Origin of the sequence: Mangrovimonas sp. TPBH4, assembly GCF_001280505.1 — a bacterium.
Classification (GTDB): Bacteria; Bacteroidota; Bacteroidia; order Flavobacteriales; family Flavobacteriaceae; genus Mangrovimonas_A.
In genome coordinates, this window is the sequence record NZ_LBIO01000057.1 from 32,338 (window position 1) to 59,306 (window position 26,969).

27 protein-coding genes are annotated in these 26,969 nt (G+C 38.4%); 14 read left to right on the forward strand and 13 right to left on the reverse strand.

Annotation, left to right across the window (positions count from 1 at the left end; all coding sequences use genetic code 11):
* The first annotated feature begins 6 nt into the window (after positions 1 to 6).
* The 5 genes from ZA05_RS13090 to ZA05_RS13110 all read left to right on the forward strand — a co-directional run bounded on the left by ZA05_RS13090 (position 7) and on the right by ZA05_RS13110 (position 6,692).
* Positions 7 to 966, forward strand: a complete 960-nt coding sequence (locus tag ZA05_RS13090; protein ID WP_053992138.1) for a DUF3078 domain-containing protein — start codon at positions 7 to 9, stop codon at positions 964 to 966.
* A gap of 218 nt (positions 967 to 1,184) precedes the next feature.
* Positions 1,185 to 3,737, forward strand: coding sequence for an adenosylcobalamin-dependent ribonucleoside-diphosphate reductase (locus tag ZA05_RS13095; RefSeq protein ID WP_053992139.1), 2,553 nt, complete (start codon positions 1,185 to 1,187; stop codon positions 3,735 to 3,737).
* A gap of 158 nt (positions 3,738 to 3,895) precedes the next feature.
* Complete coding sequence (gene prfA / locus ZA05_RS13100; RefSeq protein ID WP_053992140.1) at positions 3,896 to 4,972, forward strand: peptide chain release factor 1; 1,077 nt, start codon at positions 3,896 to 3,898, stop codon at positions 4,970 to 4,972.
* Positions 4,973 to 5,049: 77 nt separating this feature from the next.
* Positions 5,050 to 5,859: an orotidine-5'-phosphate decarboxylase gene (gene pyrF / locus ZA05_RS13105; RefSeq protein ID WP_053992141.1), complete on the forward strand. Its 810-nt coding sequence runs from the start codon at positions 5,050 to 5,052 to the stop codon at positions 5,857 to 5,859.
* A gap of 35 nt (positions 5,860 to 5,894) precedes the next feature.
* The gene (locus ZA05_RS13110; RefSeq protein ID WP_053992142.1) at positions 5,895 to 6,692 is read left to right on the forward strand and encodes an ABC transporter substrate-binding protein; all 798 of its coding nucleotides are present in this window, start codon (positions 5,895 to 5,897) and stop codon (positions 6,690 to 6,692) included.
* On the opposite strand, the gene ZA05_RS13115 is transcribed toward ZA05_RS13110, so the two are convergent.
* The 3 genes from ZA05_RS13115 to ZA05_RS13125 form a co-directional block, all read right to left on the reverse strand.
* Positions 6,661 to 6,888: a Lacal_2735 family protein gene (locus tag ZA05_RS13115; protein ID WP_053992143.1), complete on the reverse strand. Its 228-nt coding sequence runs from the start codon at positions 6,886 to 6,888 to the stop codon at positions 6,661 to 6,663. The two genes, ZA05_RS13110 and ZA05_RS13115, sit on opposite strands and share 32 nt — an antisense overlap.
* A gap of 81 nt (positions 6,889 to 6,969) precedes the next feature.
* Positions 6,970 to 7,188: a Lacal_2735 family protein gene (locus tag ZA05_RS13120; RefSeq protein ID WP_053992144.1), complete on the reverse strand. Its 219-nt coding sequence runs from the start codon at positions 7,186 to 7,188 to the stop codon at positions 6,970 to 6,972.
* A 318-nt stretch (positions 7,189 to 7,506) separates the two neighbouring features.
* Complete coding sequence (locus tag ZA05_RS13125; protein WP_053992145.1) at positions 7,507 to 8,217, reverse strand: DUF4197 domain-containing protein; 711 nt, start codon at positions 8,215 to 8,217, stop codon at positions 7,507 to 7,509.
* 200 nt (positions 8,218 to 8,417) lie between these two features.
* On the opposite strand from ZA05_RS13125, the gene ZA05_RS13130 reads away from it, so the two are divergent.
* The 3 genes from ZA05_RS13130 (at position 8,418) to ZA05_RS13140 (ending at position 14,215) form a co-directional block, all read left to right on the forward strand.
* A complete protein-coding gene (locus ZA05_RS13130; RefSeq protein WP_053992146.1) occupies positions 8,418 to 9,002 on the forward strand; it encodes a hypothetical protein in 585 nt (194 codons plus the stop codon).
* Positions 9,003 to 9,316: 314 nt separating this feature from the next.
* Positions 9,317 to 12,736 (forward strand): methylmalonyl-CoA mutase family protein, encoded by a 3,420-nt coding sequence (locus ZA05_RS13135; RefSeq protein ID WP_053992147.1) that lies wholly within the window; start codon positions 9,317 to 9,319, stop codon positions 12,734 to 12,736.
* Positions 12,737 to 12,916: 180 nt separating this feature from the next.
* Positions 12,917 to 14,215 carry a DUF445 domain-containing protein gene (locus tag ZA05_RS13140; RefSeq protein WP_053992148.1) on the forward strand — a complete coding sequence of 433 codons (1,299 nt, stop codon included), beginning with the start codon at positions 12,917 to 12,919 and terminating at the stop codon, positions 14,213 to 14,215.
* Positions 14,216 to 14,486: 271 nt separating this feature from the next.
* Here the strand turns inward: ZA05_RS13140 and ZA05_RS13145 are convergent, their stop codons facing one another.
* Positions 14,487 to 14,882, reverse strand: a complete 396-nt coding sequence (locus tag ZA05_RS13145; protein WP_053992149.1) for a hypothetical protein — start codon at positions 14,880 to 14,882, stop codon at positions 14,487 to 14,489.
* A 118-nt stretch (positions 14,883 to 15,000) separates the two neighbouring features.
* Here ZA05_RS13145 and ZA05_RS13150 point away from each other — a divergent pair, with 118 nt between their 5' ends.
* On the forward strand, positions 15,001 to 15,444 hold the full coding sequence (locus ZA05_RS13150; RefSeq protein WP_053992150.1) for an Lrp/AsnC family transcriptional regulator: 444 nt from the start codon (positions 15,001 to 15,003) through the stop codon (positions 15,442 to 15,444).
* A gap of 3 nt (positions 15,445 to 15,447) precedes the next feature.
* On the opposite strand, the gene ZA05_RS13155 is transcribed toward ZA05_RS13150, so the two are convergent.
* Both ZA05_RS13155 and ZA05_RS13160 read right to left on the reverse strand, forming a co-directional pair.
* Positions 15,448 to 16,416: a YpdA family putative bacillithiol disulfide reductase gene (locus ZA05_RS13155; RefSeq protein ID WP_053992151.1), complete on the reverse strand. Its 969-nt coding sequence runs from the start codon at positions 16,414 to 16,416 to the stop codon at positions 15,448 to 15,450.
* Between the two features lie 11 nt (positions 16,417 to 16,427).
* Positions 16,428 to 17,645, reverse strand: a complete 1,218-nt coding sequence (locus ZA05_RS13160) for an MFS transporter (RefSeq protein ID WP_053992152.1) — start codon at positions 17,643 to 17,645, stop codon at positions 16,428 to 16,430.
* A gap of 239 nt (positions 17,646 to 17,884) precedes the next feature.
* Here ZA05_RS13160 and ZA05_RS13165 point away from each other — a divergent pair, with 239 nt between their 5' ends.
* The gene (locus ZA05_RS13165; RefSeq protein ID WP_053992153.1) at positions 17,885 to 18,487 is read left to right on the forward strand and encodes a DUF1684 domain-containing protein; all 603 of its coding nucleotides are present in this window, start codon (positions 17,885 to 17,887) and stop codon (positions 18,485 to 18,487) included.
* Between the two features lie 15 nt (positions 18,488 to 18,502).
* Here the strand turns inward: ZA05_RS13165 and crcB are convergent, their stop codons facing one another.
* The 6 genes from crcB to ZA05_RS13195 all read right to left on the reverse strand — a co-directional run bounded on the left by crcB (position 18,503) and on the right by ZA05_RS13195 (position 23,560).
* The gene (gene crcB / locus ZA05_RS13170; protein WP_053992154.1) at positions 18,503 to 18,868 is read right to left on the reverse strand and encodes a fluoride efflux transporter CrcB; all 366 of its coding nucleotides are present in this window, start codon (positions 18,866 to 18,868) and stop codon (positions 18,503 to 18,505) included.
* Between the two features lie 5 nt (positions 18,869 to 18,873).
* Positions 18,874 to 19,935 (reverse strand): SRPBCC family protein, encoded by a 1,062-nt coding sequence (locus ZA05_RS13175; RefSeq protein ID WP_053992155.1) that lies wholly within the window; start codon positions 19,933 to 19,935, stop codon positions 18,874 to 18,876.
* Between the two features lie 461 nt (positions 19,936 to 20,396).
* The gene (locus tag ZA05_RS13180; RefSeq protein ID WP_053992156.1) at positions 20,397 to 21,020 is read right to left on the reverse strand and encodes a response regulator transcription factor; all 624 of its coding nucleotides are present in this window, start codon (positions 21,018 to 21,020) and stop codon (positions 20,397 to 20,399) included.
* Positions 21,017 to 22,792: a sensor histidine kinase gene (locus ZA05_RS13185; RefSeq protein WP_053992157.1), complete on the reverse strand. Its 1,776-nt coding sequence runs from the start codon at positions 22,790 to 22,792 to the stop codon at positions 21,017 to 21,019. The genes ZA05_RS13180 and ZA05_RS13185 overlap by 4 nt, the downstream gene beginning before the upstream one ends.
* Entirely contained in the window at positions 22,792 to 23,232 is a 441-nt protein-coding gene (locus ZA05_RS13190) for a hypothetical protein (RefSeq protein WP_053992158.1), read from the reverse strand. The genes ZA05_RS13185 and ZA05_RS13190 overlap by 1 nt, the downstream gene beginning before the upstream one ends.
* Positions 23,233 to 23,374: 142 nt before the next feature.
* The gene (locus ZA05_RS13195) at positions 23,375 to 23,560 is read right to left on the reverse strand and encodes a hypothetical protein (RefSeq protein WP_053992159.1); all 186 of its coding nucleotides are present in this window, start codon (positions 23,558 to 23,560) and stop codon (positions 23,375 to 23,377) included.
* 77 nt (positions 23,561 to 23,637) lie between these two features.
* On the opposite strand from ZA05_RS13195, the gene ZA05_RS13200 reads away from it, so the two are divergent.
* On the forward strand, positions 23,638 to 24,024 hold the full coding sequence (locus ZA05_RS13200; protein ID WP_053992160.1) for a nucleoside triphosphate pyrophosphohydrolase family protein: 387 nt from the start codon (positions 23,638 to 23,640) through the stop codon (positions 24,022 to 24,024).
* 38 nt (positions 24,025 to 24,062) lie between these two features.
* On the opposite strand, the gene ZA05_RS13205 is transcribed toward ZA05_RS13200, so the two are convergent.
* On the reverse strand, positions 24,063 to 25,133 hold the full coding sequence (locus tag ZA05_RS13205) for a branched-chain amino acid aminotransferase (RefSeq protein WP_053992161.1): 1,071 nt from the start codon (positions 25,131 to 25,133) through the stop codon (positions 24,063 to 24,065).
* Positions 25,134 to 25,245: 112 nt separating this feature from the next.
* On the opposite strand from ZA05_RS13205, the gene ZA05_RS13210 reads away from it, so the two are divergent.
* Genes ZA05_RS13210 through mnmD form a run of 3 tightly spaced genes read left to right on the forward strand, consistent with a single transcriptional unit; the run spans position 25,246 to position 26,879 of the window.
* Positions 25,246 to 25,749, forward strand: coding sequence for a DUF4920 domain-containing protein (locus tag ZA05_RS13210; RefSeq protein ID WP_053992162.1), 504 nt, complete (start codon positions 25,246 to 25,248; stop codon positions 25,747 to 25,749).
* A gap of 1 nt (position 25,750) precedes the next feature.
* Positions 25,751 to 26,188 carry a hypothetical protein gene (locus tag ZA05_RS13215; protein ID WP_053992163.1) on the forward strand — a complete coding sequence of 146 codons (438 nt, stop codon included), beginning with the start codon at positions 25,751 to 25,753 and terminating at the stop codon, positions 26,186 to 26,188.
* A gap of 4 nt (positions 26,189 to 26,192) precedes the next feature.
* On the forward strand, positions 26,193 to 26,879 hold the full coding sequence (mnmD, locus tag ZA05_RS13220; protein WP_053992164.1) for a tRNA (5-methylaminomethyl-2-thiouridine)(34)-methyltransferase MnmD: 687 nt from the start codon (positions 26,193 to 26,195) through the stop codon (positions 26,877 to 26,879).
* Positions 26,880 to 26,969: the final 90 nt, after the last annotated feature.

Genomic DNA, 26,969 nt, shown 5'->3' on the forward strand with positions numbered 1-26,969 from the left:
GGGTTGATGAAAAATGTTTTTGTTCTTCTATTTATACTGAGTGTGCAATGTGTCTTGGCCCAGCCGGATTCCTTATTTGTAAAAAAAGCGATTAAGCATGAGATCAAGCCAAAATGGACCCAAAGCAATAAACTTGGTTTTGACCTTAGTGAGGTAGCATTCGTCAATTGGAACTCGGGGGGTAGTAACTCTATTTCGGCATTGTTGGGACTGGTATCTAACCTAGGGTACAAGTATAAAAACTTTTCATGGCAATCGGTTGGTACCTTGCGTTACGGAATCAATAAACAGCAGGGACAGGAGGTGAGAAAAACGGACGATGTAATCGAGTTGGTCTCTAATTTGGGATACCGAAAGGATACCCTCACCAATTGGTTCTACTCGGCTCGTTTCAATTTTAAAACTCAGCTTACCAACGGTTATAAATATCCAGAAACAAGTAAACCTATTTCTCAGTTTATGGCTCCCGGTTATCTATTTTTAGGGGGTGGGGTAGAATATGGTAAAAATATCGAAAAGCTTTCCTTTTATTTTTCACCAATGACCTTCAAGTCAACTTTTGTATTGGACGAAGCTTTGTCCAATGCAGGGTCTTTTGGGGTTACCCCAGCTGTTTTGGATGCCGATGGCAACGTAATTGTTTCAGGACAGCGGGTGCGGACAGAAATGGGGATTTTGTTCACCAATTCCTATGAGACACCCGTTTATGAAAACATCAATTTGATCAATCGAATTAGCTTGTATACCGATTACATTAACAGTTTTGGAAATATTGATGTAGATTGGGAAGTCCTCCTGAATTTTAAGGTGAATAAATATGTCAAGACCAGTTTTGGTTCTCACCTTATTTATGATAACGACGTTAAAAATCTGGAAGCCACAGAAGTTGAAGGGGAATTTGAAAAAAAAGGCGCCCGTATTCAATGGAAACAACTTTTGGGAATTGGTGTTGTGGTTGGTTTTTAGTGCCCAAATTGTTATTCTGACAAAAACAAGTCGTTTTTATTATTTGCAAACTTTTTAAAATTTTTCATTTTTTAACTAATTGAATGTCAATAAATTAACAAGTGTTTATTGATAACTTTATTTTTACAGACGTAATCTGTGTTTTAAAATCATCTACTTTTACGTCTAGAAAATCATTCCGATTTAAATAACCTTTTCTAATAAAAAACTCAGCTATTATGAAAGTCGATACTTCTCCAGTGTCCAAAAGAATTTATACTCAAGAAGAAGCGTTTCAAGCTTCATTAGACTATTTTAAGGGTGATGATTTAGCCGCTCGCGTGTGGGTAAATAAGTATGCTTTGAAAGATTCAGATGGGAATATTTATGAGCTTACTCCAGATGATATGCACAGGCGAATCGCTAGTGAAATAGCAAGGATAGAAGCCCGTTATCCTAATGCTATGAGCGAAGATGAAATTTTTGATTTAATCAAGGATTTTAAGTACATCGTGCCACAGGGAAGCCCTATGGCAGGAATTGGAAATAAATACCAGGTAGGATCTTTGTCTAACTGTTTTGTAATTGGTAACGAAGGAGATTCTGATTCCTATGGAGGGATCATGAAAGTAGACCAGGAGCAAGTTCAGTTAATGAAGCGTCGTGGTGGTGTTGGACATGATTTGTCCCACATCCGTCCTAAAGGGAGTGACGTTAAGAACTCGGCCTTGACTTCTACGGGAATTGTTCCTTTTATGGAGCGCTATTCCAACTCAACAAGAGAGGTGGCGCAGGATGGACGTCGTGGTGCCTTGATGTTGTCTATTTCTGTAAACCATCCAGATTCCGAAGCTTTCGTAGATGCTAAATTGGAGCAGGGAAAGGTAACTGGAGCTAATGTTTCGGTAAGAATTGACGATCAGTTCATGAAAGCGGTTAAGGAAGGTTCTGAGTACAAACAAACGTATCCTATTTTTAGCGATAATCCACAGGCAAGCAAGACAATAGATGCAACAGGCCTTTGGAAGAAAATCGTTCACAATGCATGGAAATCAGCTGAGCCAGGAATTTTATTCTGGGATACCATTGCAAGAGAATCCATTCCGGATTGTTATGCCGAGTTTGGTTATAAAACAGTATCAACAAATCCATGTGGGGAGATTCCATTATGTCCTTATGATTCTTGTCGTTTGTTGGCGATCAACTTATTTTCATACGTAGAAAACCCATTTACAGATAAAGCCTCTTTCAATTTTGAATTGTTCAAGAAACACGTGGCCTATGCGCAGCGTATGATGGATGATATCATCGATCTTGAATTGGAAAAAATTGATGTGATTTTGGCAAAAATTGATGCCGATCCAGAATCTGATGAAATCAAGGCTATCGAAAGAAACCTTTGGTTGAACATTCGCCAAAAAGCTTACGAAGGACGTCGTACAGGAATCGGTATCACTGCCGAAGGAGATATGTTGGCGGCTTTAGGTATTCAATATGGTTCGGAAGAAGGAAATGCATTTTCTGTTGAAGTTCATAAAACATTGGCTATTGCAGCCTATAGAGGATCTGTTTACACGGCTAAAGAGCGTGGAGCCTTTACCATTTATGATGCTGAACTTGAGAAGGACAATCCATTCATTTTAAGATTGAAGGATGCCGATGAAAAGCTGTATTATGAAATGATGGAGTACGGGCGTCGTAACATCGCCTTGTTGACCATTGCGCCAACAGGTACCACAAGTTTGATGACCCAAACATCTTCAGGAATTGAGCCTGTTTTCTTGCCAGTTTACAAGCGTCGTAGAAAAGTGAATCCTAACGATAAGGAAGCTCGTGTAGACTTTGTTGATGAAGTTGGTGATTCTTGGGAAGAGTATGTGGTATTCCACCACCGCTTTAAGCAATGGATGGAAGTAAATGGTTATGATATCACTAAAAATTACTCGCAAGAGGAATTGGATGAATTGGTAAAAGAGTCTCCATATTATAAAGCGACTTCCAACGATGTGAACTGGTTGAGCAAAGTGAGCATGCAGGGATCTGTTCAAAAATGGGTAGACCACTCTATTAGTGTGACTATCAACTTGCCAAGTAATGTTTCAGAAGAATTGGTAGGTGAACTGTATTTGAAAGCTTGGGAAGTAGGTTGTAAAGGTGTAACTGTTTATAGAGATGGCTCTCGTTCTGGTGTGTTGATTTCTAACAGCGAAAAGAAGGAGGAAGAAAACAATGAAACACTAACGGCCTTCCCAACAAAGCGTCCGCAAGTATTGGAAGCCGATGTAGTAAGATTCCAAAACAACAAGGAAAAATGGATTGCTTTTATTGGATTGATAGAAGACCAGCCATATGAAATCTTTACTGGTTTGGCAGATGATGAAGACGGAATCTTAATTCCAAGATGGGTTACCGATGGGGTAATTATTAAAAATAGAAATGAAGACGGAACTTCTCGTTACGATTTCCAATATCAAAACAAGAGAGGTTATAAAACTACCATCGAAGGCTTGTCTCATAAATTCAACCCAGAGTTCTGGAACTACGCTAAATTGATTTCTAGTACCTTGCGTCACGGTATGCCAATTGAGAAAATTGTTGATTTGATTAACAGTTTGCAGTTGGACGGTGAGTCTATTAGTACTTGGAAGAATGGAGTTGTAAGAGCCATTAAGCGTTACGTAGAAGACGGGACCAAAGCAAAAGGAAAATGTTCTAACTGTAATTCGGATAATTTGATCTATCAAGAAGGTTGTTTGACCTGTACAGATTGTGGGTCCTCCAAATGTGGATAGATTTCAAAATATAATTTAAATGAAGAGAGAGCACCTTTAAGAGGTGCTCTTTTTTATTCAGGAGAATTTTGACCTGCGTAGCAAATGTTATTTGTGGATATTATCAATTCAACAATTCATAAATTATCGTATTTTTGCGGCACAATTTAAATAGGCAAATGTTAGATAAGTTAGATATAGTAAAACAGCGTTTCGATGAGGTGAGCGATTTGATAATCCAACCAGATATCATTGCAGACCAGAAGCGTTATGTACAATTAAACAAGGAATACAAGGACCTTAAGTTATTGGTTGATAAGCGTGAGGAATACAAGACGCTTTTGGATAATCTTAAGGAGGCTGAAGAGATTCTTGCCGATGGGAGCGATCCAGAAATGGTTGAAATGGCCAAAATGCAGATGGATGAAGCCAAAGGAAGCATTCCAAAAATGGAAGACGAAATCAAGTTCCTTTTGATTCCTAAGGATCCTGAGGACGCCAAAAACGCCGTAATGGAACTTCGTGCAGGAACAGGAGGTGATGAGGCCAGTATTTTTGCAGGAGATTTGTTTAGAATGTATACCAAATATTGCGAAAGCAAAGGTTGGAAGGTTGATGTTGTAGATTACAGTGAAGGAACCAGTGGAGGTTTTAAGGAAATCCAATTTGAGGTTTCTGGTGAAGATGTTTACGGTACCTTGAAGTTTGAGGCGGGCGTACACCGCGTACAACGAGTCCCCCAAACAGAAACCCAAGGGCGCGTTCATACAAGTGCAGCTACGGTGATGGTATTCCCGGAAGCTGAGGAATTTGATGTACAAATCGATCCTAAGGATGTAAGAATTGATTATTTCTGTTCCTCTGGTCCTGGAGGACAGTCCGTTAATACTACCTATTCTGCGGTGCGTTTAACACACGTTCCAACTGGTTTGGTGGCGCAGTGTCAGGATCAAAAATCGCAGCACAAGAACAAGGAGAAGGCCTTTAAGGTATTGCGTTCTCGTTTGTATGATCTTGAATTGGCTAAGAAGCAGGAGGAAGATGCGGCAAAACGAGGAAGCATGGTGTCTTCTGGAGACCGTAGTGCCAAAATTAGAACCTACAATTATCCGCAAGGTCGTGTAACAGACCACAGAATTGGCTTGACGCTTTACGATTTATCCAATATTGTAAATGGGGATATCCAAAAAATTATTGATGAATTGATGCTTGCCGAAAACACTGAAAAATTGAAAGCAGGTGACGATGTCATCTAAACCCTAACAATTAGCCTCATTTTGAGGCTTTTTTGTTTCTTTAATTTAATTCAAAATAACGCTATAAATAAAGTATTGTGACCACAGAACAACTTGTAGAACAGATAAAACTTAAAAACTCTTTCCTTTGTGTAGGCTTGGATGTAGACCTTAATAAAATTCCACCTCATTTGCTCAAAGAAGAGGACCCTATATTTGCCTTTAACAAAGCTATCATTGATGCAACGCATGATTTGTGTGTGGCCTATAAACCTAATATTGCGTTTTTTGAAGCCTATGGTTTGAAAGGTTGGCAAGCTTTGGAAAAAACCATTTCCTATATCAATGAAAACTACCCTGAAATTTTTACCATAGCAGATGCCAAACGTGGAGATATTGGTAATACAAGTACTATGTATGCCAAGGCTTTTTTTGAGGATTTGGCCTTTGACAGTGTTACCATAGCGCCTTATATGGGAAAGGATTCAGTAGAGCCGTTTTTAGCGTTCAACGATAAACATACAATACTGCTTGCTTTGACTTCCAACCAAGGAGCGTTTGATTTTCAAACAAAGCTTATTGAAGGGAAGGAATTGTACAAACACGTTTTGGAAACTTCCAAAACCTATCAAAATTCAGAAAATTTGATGTATGTGGTAGGAGCTACCAAGGCCGAGTATCTTGCTGAAATCAGGACTATTGTCCCTGATAGTTTCTTGTTGGTGCCAGGAGTTGGTGCTCAGGGAGGTAACTTGCAGGAAGTGTGCAAATATGGTATGAATGATCAAGTTGGATTGTTGATCAACTCTTCACGAGGAATCATTTATGCGTCCCAAGGTGAGGATTTTGCCGAAGCGGCAGCTAAGGAAGCGAAAGTGCTTCAAGAGCAAATGAAAGCGCTTCTATAGCCCTAAAGTGTTACAATTTATTTTCTAAGCTATAAATGAAAGTCCACAAAGATCAGCTTTATAGGTCGGTTGTGTTACACAATACACCAAGACGTATTGTGTCTCTCGTACCCAGTCAAACGGAGCTTTTGTGCGATTTGGGCTTGAAAGACTGTTTGGTGGGTGTTACCAAGTTTTGTGTGCATCCTGAGAATATCAGAGAAGAAGTGGTAGTAGTAGGAGGGACCAAACAAATTCATATAGATAAAATAAAAGCCCTGCAGCCAGATATTATTCTGTGTAATAAGGAAGAAAACACTTTAGAGATTGTGAGGGATTGTGTTGGGATAGCTCCTGTGCATATTAGCGATGTGTTGGGGTTTTCGGATTGTTTAGAGCTTATTGGTATGTATGGAGAAATCTTCGGCTTAGAAATACGTGCCACAGAATTAAAGGAGAGTCTGCAGGCCAAACTTCAAGATTTTAAAGACTTTATTGAGGGGCGCCCACGGTATAGAACTGCCTATTTTATTTGGAAATCACCTTGGATGGTAGCTGCCAATGATAGTTTTATAAATTATGTAATGGGAGTTCAGGGCTTTGACAATCATTTTGGACATTTGTCAAGGTATCCTGAAATTCAGGTTGATGGGACTGCTCTGGAAGGGGTAGAGCTTATTCTGCTTTCCAGTGAGCCTTATCCGTTTAAAGTTGATGATACAAACATCTTAAAGGACATTGCACCCACTGCCAAAATCCTATTAGTAGATGGTGAAATGTTCTCTTGGTACGGTTCAAGGCTCACCCGAGCATTTGAGTACTTCAAAAGGCTGCATCAAGAGCACTTGAGCTAATTCCTTTAAGGCGCGTAATTCTTCTTTTTAGTTTTGAAGCTTCATGGTATAATACGTCACTTAAACCTGAATCGGTTTGAGTTAAGTTGTACGCTTCTTCAATGAAATTGGAATGTTTTTTTTCCAAATCGTTCAGACTTGAAACCTTCTCAAGGTTTGGTCTGATGGTTCCTACTTTACAGAAATGTTTGTTCATAAACTTGTTGCTTTAATATACTATAAATACGCCTAAGTGAGAGGTTTAGACGTGTTATGTGCGTTAAAAAAATGTAAAATTTCAGTTTAGTGGTGCCGGAGGTGTTGCCTGGGGCCATTCCCTTTCTCTATTAAGGTATTTGAGGCGGTTAAGTTTGTTGAGTAATTTAATGGCTTTGTATTCCGAAATGTCACTGAGGGCCGAATCTGTTTGGCGTAAATTGTAAGCTTGCTCAACGAGTTCTTTATACTTCAAAAGGAGCTTTTGTTGGTAGCTTTTTAGTTCGGACGAAGTTTTCATTTCTACGACAATTAAGGAATTTAAATATATTTAAAATATTGTTAATCAACAAGTTAAAAGATTGCTTTGTTCATAAAAAAATCGGCCCCGATGATAAGGCCGATTTAAAACTAACTTACTAATTCTAATTTTGTGAAGAAACTTTCATTTTTTTGCTAACACTACAAAGATGGGGTATTTTACAAAAACTAATGTTATGTAAATATTAGCTTTGGATTAACTTTCATTTAATAACTTAAAGATAATGAGTTGATTAAAATTGAAATGTTAGCAGAAACATCCAAAATATTGAAGTTAGACCAAGCTTAGACTTTACATTTAGTCTTGCATGGCAAAAACATCCTGTAGTAAATCTGTTGTACGGGAGGAAATATCGGTTCTAATCTTTGTTTCCTCAACAGCAATCATGGTGAAAACTCCTTCCAAAGCTTCCTCTGTAACATAATCTGTAAGGTCTGGATTGACATCTTTGGTGAAAGGAAGGTTGTTATATTGACTAATTAAAGCTTCCCAAATTTTATCGGCTCCAACCTTTTTGAAAGAGGCATTGATAACAGGATGGAATTTTTGATAAAGATCTGTTTGTGTTTTGTCGGTAAGATATAAGGTCGCCGCATTGTCTTCTCCCATCAAGATATTTTTGGCGTCATTAAATGTAATTTCCTTAACAGCATTTATAAAAATAGGTGTGGCTTCGCTTACGGCATCTTCGGCCGCTCTGTTGAGCACTTTAATACCTTCGTCTGCAAGATGCCCCAATCCTACATTACGTAGTGCTTTGTCAACCTTTTGAATGTCTTCAGGGAACAATATTTTCACAAGGTCATTTTTATAAAAACCATCTGTTTGGGTGAGTTTGTCCACTTGTTTTTCAATACCTTGATCCAATGCCTGTCTCAGGGCTTCGGCGATATCGGCATTACCTATAACCTCTTCGGTATTGATTGGTAGTTTGTTCAATAGTTCTTTAAACTGGGCTTGGGTGCTTAGGGAGATGAAGCAGATAAGTATTGTAATAAGTGTTTTCATAGGGCTCTTGATTTTTAATGGTTTCAAAAATACAAAAGTGGTGCCATAAATATTGAATAGGAAAAGTTTATGTTTTGATTGATATTATAAATGAGTAAAATTTGAATAAATACTATTAATTGTTAAATTTATGAGGGTAAAAATTATTGATATGATAATTTGAGCGGTTTTGAATTATTGAATGTGTAATTTGGCTTTATATGGAAACTCCTGAATTAAAGGTGGTAAGTGTTTATAGCAAAGGGTATAAGAAGCAATTGCTTATTTCCAACTCTGAGGTGGCAACCTTGTGTTCTTTTCTAAAAGGAGTTATAAAAAATGAAGTGTTGGTAATCAATACCAATCTTGGAGTAGATATTTATTATTATGCTTTGGTAGACCATACCAATTTAATTGTCGATGCGTTTTTACTGCTTAAAACCTGTAATGGACAACATCGTGAGGAGTTCATTATTAAATCGCTTAACGACCAAAAAGCCATATTGGAAGAGACTCAAAAATTCTTTGCTAAGCTCATCAAAAACCCTTTATTGTTTAAGAATTATTCCAAAAGTTTGTCCCATCAAATAAAAAACAATTACAGCGCGTCCTCAAAATTGGTCAATGAATTATTAAACTTATGGAAAAGGGAACTTTTAAAAGTGCCTCATAGTAATGCTGTTGAAAGCACGAGTAATCTTTTACCTTTAATTATGTCGCTTACCGCTTCCAATATAGAGGAAGATAGTCAACCTGTTGTCGAAGCCTTGATTCGTGAGGCAATGAGCATGAGGAATAGTAATTGATTTCTTTGAAAGACTAACAGTTTTGTAATTTATACATCTCCTTTTTACTACGCAGATGATAGCCGTGAAAAACACAATCCCTGAAACATCTGTGGTAAGAAAATTAGTTGAAAACCATAAATGGCTCTGTTCTTCTCAAACGTTTTAGATAATTTAAGATAAACCGGTTATTTTTTTGAATAATCCTTAAATTTGCCATTCGAAAATCAGGGATGATTGTCAAAGAATCATTAGGTCAAGGGATCGTATTAAAGTTGAAACTTTCTTAGGTTCTTGGTTTTCAGTTTAAAAACTAATTCAATAGCTTACTATAGATGAAACAGATAGCACCTTACAAACCTAAACATAAAGTAAGAATCGTGACTGCCGCCTCGCTTTTTGACGGCCACGACGCTGCCATTAATATCATGCGTCGAATCATTCAGGCCACAGGCGTGGAAGTAATCCATTTGGGTCACGACCGCAGTGTGGAAGAAGTGGTGAACACGGCCATTCAGGAAGATGCCAATGCCATTGCCATGACCTCTTATCAAGGAGGACACAATGAGTATTTTAAATACATGTACGATTTATTGAAGGAGAAAGGGGCCGAGCACATCAAGATTTTTGGTGGAGGTGGTGGAGTAATCCTTCCGGAAGAAATTCAGGAATTGATGGATTACGGAATTACCCGAATCTATTCGCCTGACGATGGTCGTGAAATGGGCCTTCAAGGAATGATAAATGATTTGGTAATGTTATCCGATTTTGCCATTGGGGATTCCTTGAATGGAGAGGTAAACCAATTGGCTGAAAAAAATCCAAAAGCTATTGCGAGAGTGATTTCTTCGGCTGAAAATTTCCCTGAAGTCGCTAAGGCAACCTTAGAAGATATTCATGCAAAAAATAAAAACAGCCATACCCCAGTACTTGGAATTACAGGAACTGGTGGAGCTGGAAAATCTTCCTTGGTGGATGAATTGGTAAGACGTTTTTTAATTGATTTTCCAGAGAAAACAGTTGGGATTATTTCTGTAGACCCTTCCAAAAGAAAGACGGGAGGCGCTTTATTGGGGGATAGAATTCGTATGAATGCCATTAACAACCCAAGAGTGTACATGCGCAGTTTGGCAACACGTCAATCTAATTTGGCATTGTCAAAATACGTTAATGAAGCTGTGGAAGTTTTAAAAGCTGCCGAGTACGATTTGATTATTTTGGAAACTTCCGGAATTGGTCAGTCTGATACAGAAATTTTGGAGCACAGTGATGTGTCTTTATATGTAATGACTCCTGAATTTGGGGCTGCAACGCAGTTGGAAAAAATCGATATGCTGGATTTTGCCGATTTGGTAGCGATTAACAAATTTGACAAACGTGGCGCTTTGGATGCCTTACGTGATGTAAAGAAGCAGTATATGCGTAACCACAATCTTTGGCATGCCAACCCAGATGATATGCCGGTATTTGGAACGATTGCATCGCAGTTCAACGATCCAGGAATGAACTCGTTGTACAAAGCCATTATGGATACTTTGGTTGAAAAGTCGGAGAGTGATTTAAAGTCGACTTTTGAAATCACCAAGGAGATGAGTGAGAAGATTTTTGTGATTCCACCGGCTAGAACACGTTACCTTTCTGAAATCGCAGAAAACAATCGAGCCTACGATACTACTGCTACAGCTCAAGTAGAGGTAGCTCAAAAGCTGTATGGAATTTATAAAACCATTGAAACGGTTGTGGGCTCAGCGCCGGTATTAACGCGTTCTGGAGTGGATACTGAAACGTTGGAAGTTTCAGAAGAGAACAAGTTATTATTGGAACTTCTAATTAAGGAGTTCGACAGAATGAAAATGAACCTTGATCCATACAACTGGGAAGTAATTACCGGTTGGGATGAAAAGGTTAACAGATATAAAAATCCAATCTATTCTTTTAAGGTAAGAGACCGTGAGATAAAGATTGAAACGCATACAGAATCTCTGTCGCACACACAGATTCCTAAAGTGGCCCTTCCAAAGTACCAAGCTTGGGGGGATATTTTAAGATGGTGCTTGCAGGAGAATGTGCCAGGTGAATTTCCATATACTTCAGGACTGTATCCGTTTAAAAGAACGGGTGAAGATCCAACACGTATGTTTGCTGGAGAAGGTGGGCCAGAGCGTACCAACCGTCGTTTCCACTACGTAAGTTTAGGAATGCCTGCCAAACGTTTGTCAACAGCATTTGATTCGGTGACGCTTTATGGAAACGATCCAGACCATCGTCCTGATATCTACGGAAAGATTGGAAATGCAGGAGTTTCTATTTGCTGTTTGGATGATGCCAAGAAATTGTATTCAGGGTTCAATCTTGCCGATGCCATGACTTCGGTAAGTATGACCATCAATGGTCCTGCACCAATGTTGCTGGGATTCTTTATGAATGCGGCGATCGATCAACAATGTGAGATTTACATTAAAGAGAATGGTCTTGAAAAAGAGGTAGCCGCAAAAATTGCTGAAATCTATAAAGGAAAAGAGCGTCCAAAATATAATGGTGAATTACCTGAAGGAAATGACGGCTTAGGATTGATGCTGTTGGGGGTTACAGGAGACCAAGTGTTGCCTGCCGATGTCTATGCCGATATCAAAGCTAAAACCATCGCTCAGGTGCGCGGAACGGTTCAGGCGGATATTCTTAAGGAAGACCAAGCGCAAAACACTTGTATTTTCTCTACGGAATTCGCTTTGCGATTGATGGGGGATGTTCAGGAGTACTTTATCGATAACAATGTTCGTAACTTCTATTCGGTATCTATTTCTGGGTACCATATTGCAGAGGCAGGAGCCAATCCAATTACCCAATTGGCATTGACTCTGGCCAATGGGTTTACCTATGTGGAGTATTATTTGTCACGACAAATGGATATCAATAAGTTTGGACCAAACTTGTCGTTCTTCTTCTCCAACGGTATCGATCCTGAATATGCGGTTATTGGTCGTGTAGCCCGCAGAATTTGGGCCAAGGCCTTAAAGCATAAATACGGAGCCAATCCAAGAGCACAGATGTTGAAATACCATATTCAAACATCAGGACGTAGCTTGCATGCCCAAGAGATTGACTTTAATGATATCCGTACAACGTTACAGGCGCTTTATGCTATTTATGACAACTGTAACTCGTTGCACACAAATGCTTATGATGAGGCTATCACAACGCCAACGGAAGAGTCGGTACGTCGTGCTATGGCCATTCAGTTGATTATCAATAAAGAGTTAGGATTAGCTAAAAATGAGAATCCTATTCAAGGATCCTTTATCATTGAAGAATTAACCGATTTGGTTGAGGAAGCGGTGTTGTCAGAGTTTGATAGAATTACAGAACGCGGCGGTGTTCTTGGAGCTATGGAAACCATGTACCAACGTTCTAAAATTCAAGAGGAAAGTTTGTATTACGAAACCTTAAAGCACAATGGGCAATTTCCAATTATTGGGGTGAATACCTTCTTGAGCAGTAAGGGCTCTCCAACGGTAATTCCTGCGGAAGTGATTCGTGCGACGGAAGACGAAAAGCAATTCCAAATAACAACTTTGGAAAACCTTCACGAACATTATGCTAAAGAAGTTGCAGAACAGTTAAAAGGGATTCAGCATGCTGCTGTCAATAACCAAAACATTTTTGAAGAGTTGATGGAAGCTACAAAATTCTGTTCCCTTGGGCAAATTACCAAGGCATTGTTTGAAGTGGGAGGACAGTATAGACGGAATATGTAGATATAAAATATAGCTTATTAATTAAATCCTGAGAAGTGACTTCTCGGGATTTTTTTATGGGATTTTCAAAAGAAAGGTTTCTTATGGATTAGGATTTTGAAATTATTCAATTGATTTTGTTGTGATTAAAGTCTTAGTTTTCAGTATTTTTTAAGACCTTAGAAAGACCAAACTTTCAACATGAAGAAAAATAGATTAGGAAACCTGTCTTTGGCCTTGGCTGTGTGCTTCATGACCATAGGCCTTGTCTTTAAGAAGTTGCATATCTACGAAGGTGATCTTTTAGAGATTTTGTTGGCAGGTTTTGAGGCCGCGGTTGTGGGTGGCGTCGCCGACTGGTTTGCGGTAAGGGCTTTGTTTCAGGAAATTCCCATTCCCTATGTGAAGCGCCATACCAATATCATAGTGAAAAGCAGGGAGAAGTTATCCGCCGGCATTGTGGATTTGGTCAATAATGAATGGCTATCCAAAGACATGCTTAGGGATAAAATTGAAGGAGTCTCCTTAGCAAAACCCATCGTTGAATATTTATTGAATAAGGACAATCAAGACGCTATACAACGCACTTTACAACCGGAATTGGAAGCCTTGTTACAACAATTGGATGCTCCCAATGTGGTGACCAGTTTAGAGGATTTGTTGCGTCCGGCTTGTAAAGGAAATAATGTAGCGGAGCCATTAGGTCGGTTTTTAAAGCAGGTGGTTGAGCATAAAGAGCATTACAGGATGCTCAGGGTGTTTTTGGAGGTACTCAAGGAAAAAATTGCAGAACCGGCCACGTTGGAATTTTTAACAACCGAGGTAGAGTTGCAAGTAAAAAATCAAAAGAAGAAAGGCTCTGTACTTAAAGGAGTTTTGGTTGGAGCTGGCCAGATATTGGGAGCCATAAAGCCTTCTAAAATAGCCAAAGGTATTCAAGAGCAGTTGTATGAACTTTCGGAGGAAATGCAGGAGGCACCTGAGGGGCATAAAATTATTCAAGCATTGGATAGGCAGCTCTATGAGTATGGAGATCGATTGACCTTAGAAGACGATCCTGCTATTGAAACCATCAATGCCTTTGGGGAGCAATTTTTGTTGCGTTTAATTGATTCTGGGATGGTGAAACAGGCCTTGACAAAAATTAAAGGCATTATCCATGAGCAGGTCTTTCAAGGGGAAACTGAACATACCTTGCTTTTGAAGGAGAAAGTTAATAGAATGCTACATGATTTTTACAATGATGTTTCAAAATTGGAACGTACAGATGCTTGGTTAAAAAGTACCTTATTGGAATTAATTGACAAACACCATCACCGAATTGGAGAATTGGTTGGAGAAAGTTTAGCAAAACTTTCCAACGTAGAGCTGGTAAAGCAAATAGAGGAAAAGGTTGGTGAGGATTTGCAATATATTAGGCTTAATGGAGCTTTGGTGGGAGGACTTGTGGGAATGGTAATTATGGTATTTAAAATTTATGTGTTGGATGTACATCCATAGGAGTTACGTTTAATTGGTTGTGGAAGTGATTGCCAATAACCCTTATAAATTCAAATAAAAAAAAGCCTTTCCTGTATAATTAAAAACAAACCAACTTTTTTAGGAAAGGCTTTTGTAGTAAAAAGTTCTTAGAGACAGTTACAAGATACTAATAAGAGTTTGTCATTTAGTTAGTTGTAAGTTTAGTTATACACAAAGTTTTTAACAAAAAAAGGAAGCCTGTTGGACTTCCTTGTATTGCGTTTAGAGTTTCTTTAGTCTTTTAAAATACTTAAAGCGTAAGCATCCAAGAGTGCTGTAGCCTTTTAAAAGTCTTTAGTTCGCGTCTTAACAAAGGGATATAATCCTTGCCGTTGCTGTTGCATTTTTCCAATCTGCGGCAATTTCTATAAAGCCTATTGGTCATTCTTCTCAGCGCAGCAATATGTTTATGCCGTCTTTCCGAATAGCGTTCCATTTCAGCCTTGACAATTTCTGGAGCCAAGGATGCTGATTGTTGTACAAGGTCTCCAGTGAAATAAATATGATGGTCTTCGGTGCCATCTTCACGGAGGTAATTTAGATCCTGATTTAAGTATGTCGAAATGCTTCTAGATAATATAATGATATCTATAGCTTTTTGATACACAGGGAGTTCTGAAAAATGGTGTGGCAAATGAGGTAACATAGTTTAATAGCAATTTATATCAAAATTAAGGACAAGATTTCAGATTCAGCTTTAATAATTAAAGTAAAAATGTATATTTGGTTTAATAATTATCTTTTTTATTAAAAAAACTTTAAAAATGAGTATTGATACTTTGAATTGGAAAATATTGAAATGTTTACAGCAAAATGCACGACAATCCAATGCTCAAATTGGAAGGCAAGTTGGCATTAGTTCACCCGCGGTTTCCGAGCGTATCAAAAAAATGGAAGATTCTGGGATTATTGAAGACTATCATACTACGGTTTCCTATTTTGAGGCTGGTTACCAACTTAAGGCTATTATTACCCTTCGTGCTTTTATGGGCAAACTCAAGCCTTTTTTGGAAAAGGTAAAAACCTATGATGAGGTATTAAACTGTTATAGGATTACCGGTAATGAAAATATCGTGATGGTAGTCATCCTTAAACACCAAAAACATTTAGAAGCTTTTATAGATCAGCTTATCGTGTATGGAGAGAGTAAAACTCAAATTGTTTTATCCGATGTGGTTAAGAATGGCTATATCAAACCTCTTAAATAGGCCTTAGAGTGTCTTAGAGATGTGTTCTGCAATTTGTTGGGCGTGAATACGGGAATTTTCTATAAACCATTTATGGGTCTCCATGCCCCCGCAAATCACGCCTGCTAGATAGAGCCCTGGAATGTTGGTTTCCATGGTATCTGGATTATAGGTAGGAATATGTCTCTCATCATCGCTAAAGGTAACATTTGCACTTTCCAATAACTTAAAATTAGGTTGATATCCCGTAAGCGCAACTACATGATCATTAGGGATGGTTATAATGCCCTCAGGAGTTTTAATTATGACTTCCTCCTGTTTGATTTCCTGAATTTCGGAATTAAAATAGGCCTTTATATTGCCTTCTTCAATACGGTTTAGGATATCGGGGCGTACCCAGTATTTCACTCGCTCTCCAACGTCTTTACCTCGTATCACCATAGTGACGTCTCCACCTTTTCGCCAAATTTCCAAAGCAGCATCTACAGAAGAATTACTGGCTCCTACCACAATTACCTTTTGCATGGTGTAAGGGTGTGCCTCTTTATAGTAATGGGTGACTTTTGGGAGCTGTTCTCCGGGAACATTCAATAATTTTGGAATGTCATAAAAGCCAGTGGCAATGATTACTCTTTTGGCCTTGTAATTTTGCTTCTCCGAAGTGACTATAAATTGTCCATTTTGCTTAAGGATACCTAAAACCTCTTCGTATAAATTAATATGCAATTGATTGGAAGTAGCCACTCGCCTGTAATATTCCAAAGCTTCGTCCCGGTTCGGTTTTGGATTGTTGCTGATAAAAGGAACATCGTTGATTTCCAATCGTTCCGAAGTAGAGAAAAAGGTCATGTTCAGAGGGTAGTTGAAAAGGGAGTTGGTGAGTGCTCCCTTTTCCAAAATCACATAGTTAAATTCTCTTTTTTTACATTCAAGGGCACAGGCAATACCAATGGGGCCTGCACCTATAATAACGATGTCTTTTTCTAAATTCAAAATACTAAATATCAGTGTTGTTGACTTATGTTTTGATAGGCCATTTTACGCTTTAAAAATACTAATAGTAGCACACAAATCAACATAATAGCAATGATAATGTACCAAGTGCTTTCAAAACCAACCTGTTCAATAAGTTGCATTCCGGTATTGTGGCCAAAAATATGGGCAATGGCAAATGCCATACTGTAAAGTGCCATATATTCCCCTTGATTGCCTCTTGTGGCTCGTTTTAGGGCAAAGGCATTGGAGAAGGGAAAGGCTATCATTTCTCCTAGGGTCATAAATAACATGCCAATAACCAAAATACCTGTCCAAGAGCTAAGATTAAGTACAAAAAAGCTGAGAGCAGTAAGCATTGCTCCACCAATTATAAGCCCTGTTTTGGTATATTTTAGATCTTCTAGCCACTTTATAAGAGGCATTTCAAATAAAGCAATAAGTAGGCCATTCATTCCCATGAGGAGTCCAATTTCAAACTCCGAAAGTAAGCGTTCCTTTTCATAATAAAGGGGCATGGTAGAAAAGTATTGCAAAAATACAATACTGAACAATACCATGGCTACCAAAAATATAATATAGGGTCCATCTTTATAAGCCGATTTTGGGTCAGGAACTGTAATGTCATCCTGAACCCTTGCTGTTTTGGGATTCAGCACATTTAGCAACAAAATACCAGCGACAATACAAGTAATACCATCTACCCAAAAAAGGCCTGCATATCCTAGAGTTAGAATGATCATGCCTCCAATAGCAGGTCCTGCCGAAAAGCCTAGATTTATGGCCAAGCGGATTAGGGTTACGGATCTAGTTTTGTTTACGGGTTTGCTGTAAGCGCTTAGGGCTACAAACATCGCAGGTCGGAACATGTCGGCTACTGCCATTAACAGTCCAACACCTAAGATCATTCCTGTATAACTATTGATAAATTGTAGTGCGATAAATAGTAGTCCAGAGGCCACTAAACTTATAACCATGACTTTGTAATAGCCAATTTTGTCAGTCCATTTACCGCCCCACCAAGACCCTAATACCGAACCCGCACCAAAAGCAGACATGATCCACCCCACATCACTTAACGAAAAGTTGAGGCTTTTTGTTAGGTAAAGCGATAAAAATGGAACTACCATGGTTCCGGCCCTGTTAATGAGCGTAATCAATGCTAGCCACCAAACTTCCTTAGAGAGCCCTTTAAAGGTATTGATGTAATTATTAAAAAGTCGTTTCATGTTTGATTGATGTAAAATTGATGTAACAAAAAAAACGTCCGACATAAGCCGGACGTTCTACAGATATATTGTTTGGTAACAATCAACACAATCTTATAAGCGTCCAACTTCTTTGTGAAGCGGTATAGGTTTGCTTATTTCTTGTGATGACTGAAATCATGATTTTTTTAATTCTTTGAATTTCAAAGATATGTGAAAAAAGTTTAAGTTGTATTTTTGATGTCGAAAAAAAAATGTCAATGAGATTCTTAATTTTTTTATTTCTAGGGGTTCTCGGTTTAAGCTGCACCCAAGAGAAGCAACCCTTGTTGGGGAAATCAGCCTTTCAAAAAAAGTTAAATGCCGAATTTAGGGATGCTACGAAGTCGCCTTTAACGGATGAAGATCGGAAGGAGTTTAAAGGCTTGTCGTTTTTTGAAGTGGACTCTGCATACGTTGTGGAGGCTGCTTTACTTCGTACGCCCGATTCGCCATGGTTTTTAATGAAAACTACCACAGATAGAGAGTCCAAAGAACGAGTGTATGGGATATTGAAATTCCAGTTAAAGGACGTTTCTTATGCATTGAATGTCTATCAAGGAGAAGATTTAATGGACCAAGATGACTTTAAAGATTATTTGTTTTTACCTTTCTTGGACAACACGAATGGAGGAGAAAGCTATGGGGGAGGTCGCTATATCGATTTGAAAATTCCAGAAGGAGACAGTATTACCATAGACTTCAATAAATCATATAATCCTTACTGTGCATACAACGAACGCTATTCATGCCCAATTGTACCAAGAGATAACTACCTGAATACAGAAATTAGGGCAGGCGTAAAAGCCTATAAAAAGAAATAGTTGCTACTAGCTAGGTTATTTTACCAAAAACATTCCTAAAAACACGGCCAGAAATCCTAGGATAAAACTTGCTATGGTATAGATTGCAAAGCTTGTGAAATCTCCAGACCTTAAAAATACATGATTTTCATAGGCAAAGGTTGAAAAAGTAGTGAAGCCACCACAAAAACCCGTTGCCAAAAACAGTGTTTGGCTTTGGGAGAGCGTATCGTTTTTTGCCGCTAATCCCAAGATAATTCCAATAAGCAAGCTACCCAAAATGTTGGCAGCAAAGGTACCGTATGGAATGCCTGTTTCGTGACTGTTCCAAAGTTTTCCAATTCCAAAACGCAGCACACTTCCAAAGCCTCCCCCTAGAAATACAAGTAATAAATGCTTCATGAATATTAAAGGCTCGTGGTTTCTAGAGTTTGGGGATTGCTGTCGTCTTCAATAGCAATATAGATTTTAGTTACCCAATTGGCCGGATTAGGGGTTTGAATTGGATCTGTGAGATAGGTTTCCAACATAGGGCCATTTTCCTTGAATTTATATCCGTTTTCAGGTATATACTTCATGGCAATTTCCCAGGCTTCTTTTAGATTGTTATAATCTCCGGTAAGTGTAGTTTCCACAGCTTTAAAGGCATCCATGTACCCCGTAAGGATGTCGCTGCCATCTGGGGTAATTACTTGGGAGGTAGTAGGGACACAGCAAGAAAAAATGGTTGCGTTATTGGCTTCATCCCATTTCAGATAGCTAATATAAGGAGCTCCAGCCATGGCAATATTGTTCGAGGAGGTGTATTGAACCACTTTAGGAAGCATTTCTTGCATTTTTTCTTTTACTTCAGAAATTTTACAGGAAGTGGTATTGTAGAGGTAAAAGCCTCCGCTATGCTGGGTTATTCCGTTAACTTTAATGTTATAAACCTTCATGGACTCCTGTAATACGCTATCTAGCTTTGTTAGACCACGCTCAAAGTCGGGACCAACCATATTGTCGAAGCCTCCATTGGCCAAGGCATATGCTTTGAACATAAAAGGAATTTTGTCGGCCTTCATAGTCCACGTTACTTTAGTTTTGGAAGGATCTAAAGCTTCAAATTTCCAATTGACATTGGAAGGTTCGTAATTATCAAATTGCAGCTCCTGATGGATCGAAGTGTTGTCAACGGCGTCTTTGGTTTTCATCGATCCTTTACCGTGGGAGTCGGTCCAGGAGTAATTTCCTCCTACGCCAAGAGTTGTTTCCCCTAGAGTTATTGCTGTATTGGGATCTTTTTCTACCCACGGAGACCATGCTTCCCAATTTTTGAGGTCTACAACATTATTGTAGGCTACAGAAGCCGGGGCCTCAATGATACGTTCGCGACTAACTTCATAGGAATTTGGCTGTACTGCGATGTAGATCGCTAAGGCAATACAGGCAATTAAACACAGAAATAGAAAGTATTTAAAAAATTTCATTTTTATTGCTTTGATGTTCTATCAAAGGTAATCAATTTTAAAGAAATTAAATTTGATTGTAAGCAATATTGTAGGTGTTTTATTATGCAAAAAATCCCCGAGATCGGGGATTTAATTAGCTAAAAACAATTGAATGTATAAAAATTTATACTGCTACCACACTACAGGTTAATGGAGAAGGGGTCTTTAGCATTTGGTTGGTTGTTAAAGATCTTACTGCGATTAGCATTTAAGAACAATGTAAAGATACTTGTACATGTTGTATTAAAAAATCCCCTATATAGGGGATTTTTGATAGTTGAAAGCGTAAAATATTCCCTTCAATCTAAACGATGTTTCAACTAAAGTGCTCAAAAATATATTTTGAGCGAGTTTAGATTGACCCGAAGGCATTGTTCTAAATAGCGAAGTAAAACTAGCAAACGCCACTATGTAAAACCATCCGTAATACTGGGGATATTTTAAAAGCGGTATTTTTTTTCAAGTGCATAGCGCATCAATTCCCCTTTGCCCTGAAGCCCTAGAATCTTGATCATATTTTTACGATGGGTTTCCACAGTACGCACTCCTATAAAGAGTTCTTCTGCAATTTCTCTGGAGGTTTTACCTTGTGCAACGAGTTCCAAGATTTCTATTTGCCGCTTGGTAAGGATGCCTTTTTTTGATGGACTTTGAGATGAATTTAAGGCATTGGTATTGATGTTGGCATCAAAATAATTGTTGCCTTCGGCTACGGATCTAATTGCCGATAGCACCTCGGTAAGTGGGGAGTTTTTTAGAAGATAACCAGAAGCTCCCGCTTCTAACATTTGTGAGATGGCTTCAGTTTGATCAAACATGGAAAAAGCCAGGATGTTGGTGTCTGGATATTGAGTTTTTATCTGTTTGGTAGCTTCAATACCGTCCATTATGGGCATTCTAATGTCTGTTAGAATTACGTTTGGATGTTTGCTATGCACAATTTCCAAAAGCTTTTCGCCGTCATTGGCGGTACCAACTACAACAATGTCTTTTTCAAATTCCAAAAGTAATTGTATGCCATCTATCAGGGACTGGTGGTCTTCTGCAATTGCTAATCGTATCATAGGGGAATATCAATAATTATGGTGGTTCCTTTTTTTGGTTCAGATTCTATGGCCATGGAGCCATGGAGGTGGTCTACGCGCTTATCGATGCTGCCAAGTCCCATGCCATCGCTCTTTGAAGTAATTTTGGTAGGGTTGAAACCTTTTCCGTTGTCTTCAACCATGATGTTCAAGCTGTCATCGTGGTTGGTTAAATGGATTGTGATTTCGGAGGCTTCAGCGTGTTTGATGACGTTGGTTGTCAATTCCTGGATGATTCTAAAAATGGTAAGTTCCAAACTGTTTTCCAGTCTATTTTCCAAACCATGGTCGATGACTTCTATAGAAATTTTATTGGCATAAGATATTTTGTCTGCCATTTGCTGAACGGCCTTGAGAAGCCCTTGCTTGGCTATAACTCCAGAATTTTTGGCATGGGCAATAGAGCGAACCTTGTTATAAGCTTCATCGATTAGCGTATTGGTCCTTTCAAAGAGTTCTTGGTTTTGGTGACCATTTAAGCTATTAAAATGCAGTTTTACGTTGGCCATTAGTCCGCCAAGATCATCATGCAGATCGTTGGCAATACGCAAGCGCTCTTTTTCTTGGCCTTCAATCATGGCGTCAATAGCTTTGAGTTCCTGCTCCTTTAAAACAGTTGCCAATTTTTGTGTTTGCAGTTCCTTTTCATTTTCCGCCAACTTTTGCTTTCTACGTGTATTTTTTTGAATCAGGAAGGATACGATAGCCACTGAAATTAAAAGTACGGTAGCTAGAATTGATAAATTTCGGTTTCGTTTTCTCGCTGCTTCCGCTTCTAGATTATCGGCTCGTAATTTTTCATTTTCGTAGCGTGCTTCTACTTCAGTAATAGAGGCATTTTGGTCTTTAAGGTTGATGACTTTCTCAATAGAGTCTGATTTGGAAAAGTACTTATGGGCATTTTTGAAGTCGTTCAATTCAACGTAAGTAGAATCAATATTTTTATAGAGTGTAAGGTAGTATTTATGGGCTTGCTTGGATAAGTCCATATTTTCTGCCATCCTGTAATACTCTAATGCTTTTGGGTAATTTTCGGCACGACGATAATAATTTCCCAAATTATTACAAAAGGCGAATCTGTAATTTAAATTTTTCTTTCCTGTGGGGTCTTGATCCAAAAGTTTTAGGGCCGCTTTGGTTATAATTATTGCCGAATCCTGATCCTTGTAAACCTTACCGTGTATGGCAGCTAAATTGGACAAAATCCCAATTTGTATTTTAGTACTATCCATATCTCTGAAGTAGGAAAGGGCTTTGTTATAATAATGCTTTGCAGAGTCTACTTCTTGAGCATTGTGAAATGAGATGGCTTTTTGATTGGCAATAGCTCCAAGCCATTTATCGCTTTTATGTTCTTGGGCGTATTCTATCAGGTTGTTGAGATACATCTCTTTATTGGACTCCAAATTTTTTTGAGAATCCAATAAGGAATAAATTTCATAATTGGTTTCGGCAATTCTCTCTTCTTGTTGATGGAGGGTAAAGGATTTTAATGCTTTTTTAAAATATAAAAAAGCAGAATCTTCTTTATTGGAGTTATTATAAGCTTTTGCTAAAGCTAATTGGTAGCTCCCTTTAGCTGGAGATTTGCTAGGGATGTTATCAATGGTTTTACGGTATTGTATAATGGCCTCGTAATTCTCATTCTTCTTTAAGGAATCAAGGGTATGTAATAAATTTTGCTCCTGGCCAAAACATAGGGCGGTCAGGAGCAAAAACAACAAAGTTGTGGAACTGAAAATTTTGTTCATTAAGCGTATTGAATAATAATATCTCCATCAATTTCTTTAACACCATTAGGCATTGGAAGGGGAGATGGATAGTTGCTTCCAAAAGAAGCAACTTGGTTTTTTAGGGTTGATATTGCAGAGCTAGAATTTGGATCTAGAAAAACATATACAATTAATTTGTCACGAAGGTTAGATATCGGAAAACCTGAAACAGAACTTAAATCAATTTCCATTTCAATAAGTCCAACCATGGGAGAAGTTGGAGTAGAAGTGGCTCCTGTTATTTCAATTGCAAGCGCGCAAAGGCTTGTACTAGAAATATTAGTTTCTGCAGCCGAAAGTCCTCTGTCCGTAACTGGGATTTGTAGAAATAATTTTTTTGATGAAGAATCAAAATAGTTCGTTGGTGTAATTCCGTAACGTTTGATGTCGCTTAAGGGAATAAATCTTTGGGTAGCCATAAAAAGTTGGTTTTAGTTAAGTTAAACAATATTGCGAAATAACACCATACTACAATGTCAAACCATCCCCGATACTAGGGATTTTTATTGTTGAAAATGGTAAGTATGATATTTCAATAAAAAACTAAAACTAAGTTTTTTACTACATAAAAACAAACTTAATGGCTGCGATAAATAAGATGAAGGCAATAAAGCCAATAAGAATCCAAACGGTGCCTTTGTAGTACTTCCGGTGAAGTTTTAAATCCTTTCTGTAGGTATAGGTGATTACGGCAATAAATGCGATGGCAAATAAAATCCCGAAAATCCATTGACCTTTTGTAAACATATGGCTAATTTTAGGCAAAAATACACAAACGAGCTATAAACAATTCAAAAATATATATTAAAAATAGGATTACTGTAATGAAGAAACACATAGAGGCTGTGAAAGCATTTCATACAGCATTTAAGATAGGCCATAGAGAAACACCTCAGGCCGATTTGGGGCATGATAAAAATCTTCTTCGCTATAAATTGATGCGCGAAGAAAACGAGGAATATTTGGAAGCTGCCAATAACGGCGACTTAGTTGAGGTGGCTGATGCCTTGGGGGATATGCTCTATATTTTATGTGGTACCATTATAGAGCATGGTTTACAGCATAAAATAGAAACGGTATTTGAAGAAATTCAGAGGAGCAATATGAGTAAATTGGGTGACGATGGTGAACCTATTTATAGGGAGGATGGAAAGGTGTTGAAAGGGCCCAACTATTTCAAGCCAGATATTGCAACAATTCTAGAGGAATAAAAAAAGAGAAGCAAAACTGCTTCTCTTTTTATTGTTGTTTATATTTTAACACGCCATCCAAAAGAATCTTCAGCTCTGTTGTATTGAATGTCCGTAATTCGTTTTTTCAAAAGGGAGGCATAGCTGTTTTCCAATTGCGGTAGGTCATAGTCATTGTCCTTGTAGCCAAAAGATGCAATAGGAGAGATTACGGCTGCCGTACCAGAACCAAACATTTCCATCAAGTCACCATTTTTGGCCGCTTCTACCACTTCATGTACCGATAGTGGACGTACTTCTACATTAATTCCTTCAGCCTTGGCGATTTCGATAATACTTTTTCGTGTGATACCGTCCAAAATACGATCGCTTGTTGGGGCGGTGATTAAGGTGTCTTTAATTCTTATAAAGATATTCATGGCACCCGCTTCCTCAATAAATTCATGGGTGCTGTCATCGGTCCAGATAACTTGGTTGTAACCTTTTTCAATAGCCAATTGTGTAGGGTAGAACTGTCCTGCGTAATTTCCTCCAGCCTTGGCGTATCCAACTCCTCCATTGGCAGAGCGCGAATAAGTTTGCTCAATCAAAACGCTAACTTTTCCTGAGAAATATGGTCCAGAAGGCGCTGTTGCAATAATGAACTTGTAATTGTTGGCAGGTGAAGCATGGAAGCCTTCTCCAGAAGCAAAAATAAATGGACGAATGTACAACGAACCTTGCTCTGCACTTGGAATCCATTGGTCGTCTACTTCCAATAAGGCTTTTAGGCCCTCCATAAAGTAATTTTCAGGAACTTCAGGTATAGCCAATCGCTTGGCTGAAATGTTCAGACGTTTGCAATTGTCTAGAGGGCGAAATAAAAAGGTTTCGTTATTAGCATCTTTGTAGGCTTTCATTCCTTCAAAAACCGATTGTCCATAATGCAATATTTTGGCAGAAGGTGCCAAATTGATGTTTTGATAAGGGACAACCTTAGGGGCTTCCCATGCTCCGTCCTTATAATCACACACTAACATGTGGTCTGAAAACACACTTCCAAAAGCCAAATTGTCAAAGTCAATTTCGTTTATTTTGCTGTTTTCACATTTAGTGATTTCTATATCTTGTTTGTATGTTGTATTCTGCATAGTAGTGTTTTTGGTATGCTTACAAAATTATGAAATTTATAGAGATTTGAAATCATTAAATTCTCTAATAAAAGAAGTATCTTAGTAGCCAGATTCATAAATAATTAAACACATGAAAGCATTTTTCTCCTTATTTACCCTAGCATTGTTATTGGTATCCTGTAAAAACGAATCCAAAGAATTGGCACAACAAGACACTCAAAAAGAAGTGGCTTATGTGTCGTTTGGAGCTTCTTTGAAAGCTGATGATGCCATAATGGCTTCTGCATTAGCCAGTCAATTTGAGTCCTTACAGGCAGGTGATAGTTTGTCAACCAAAGTTGTGGCAAAAGTTGATGAAGTATGCCAAGCCAAGGGGTGTTGGATGAAATTGGATTTGGGAGATGAAAAACAGGTAATGGTGAAATTTAAGGATTACGGTTTTTTTGTGCCCAAAAATATAGCTGGAAAAGAAGTTATTGTTAACGGGATGGCTTATGTGTCTGAAACTTCGGTAGCCGAATTGCGCCATTATGCCCAAGATGCAGGCCAGAGTGAAGAAGAAATAGCCAAAATTACCGATCCAGAACGTACCTATACGTTTATGGCTGATGGCGTATTGCTGAAAGAAGAGTAGCATGATGCGTTTTGCAATTTTATTGTTTCTAACTGTTTTGTACAGCTGTGGAGAACAGCCTAAAGAAGCGGTAGTAGAAACAGAAGTGCCTATCAAGTACGATATGTACGTACCTTCGGAAATGGCCAATCTCATGAACGAGATGTACAATTATAAAGCGGAATTGAAGCAGGGTATACTTTCGGGGGAAACACCGTCTAGATTCCCTGAACAGATTTTAAAGATCCATACCGCAGAACTTTCGGACTTTAAAGACCGTACCGAAGCATTTGAAGCGATGTCTAAAGCCTTTATTGAAGCTGAACAACGTCTATTCGATTCTACTTCAACGGAATCCTTGAAAACGCGTTTCAATGCGACCGTGAATCTTTGCATTTCCTGTCACAATATGGGGTGTACAGGACCAATTCCTAGAATTCAAAAACTTTTGATTAAGTAATTCAGTGAAACGAAAAATCATTACCACTGGAGATGGTTCCAAAACCATCCAAATTGAAGATTGGGACGAGCAGTACCATTCGAAGCATGGGGCCATTCAAGAGGCGCAGCATGTGTTTATCAAACATGGTCTTCATTATAAGATTGAAAATTTTTTAGGTTACCAATCGGAACCGCTTAGTATTTTGGAAATAGGCTTCGGAACTGGTTTGAACGCGTTTTTAACCTTATTAGAAGCCGAGAAATTAAATTGTTCTATCACTTATGTTGGTGTGGAAGCGTTTCCTGTAAAGCCCGAAGAACTTCAATTATTAAATTATCCAGAACAACTTTTAAAAGAAGATCGAACGCTTCAATTTGAAGCTTTGCATGAGGTGGATTGGAAGGCAGATCACGAAATAACGTCTTTGTTTACTCTTCATAAACAACAAAAGGAATTCAAGGACATTGATGAGGTTAATTCCTTTGATCTTATTTATTTTGATGCCTTTGGGGCCAGAGTTCAGCCAGAACTATGGACTGAGGATATTTTTAAAATTATGTTTGAGGCTTTAAGGCCAAATGGGGTTTTGGTGACATATTCTGCCAAAGGAAGTGTACGTCGTGCCATGTTGGCGGTTGGGTTTAAGGTAGATAAACTACCTGGACCTCCAGGTAAACGTGAAATGTTACGCGCTTATAAACCTGCTTAAGATTTTTTGACGTCTCTTTCCCTATGTGTTACAAATCATTTGTTTGTAAGAAATTTTTGTTAAACCTTAATTAAAAGAAGGTGGAATGCC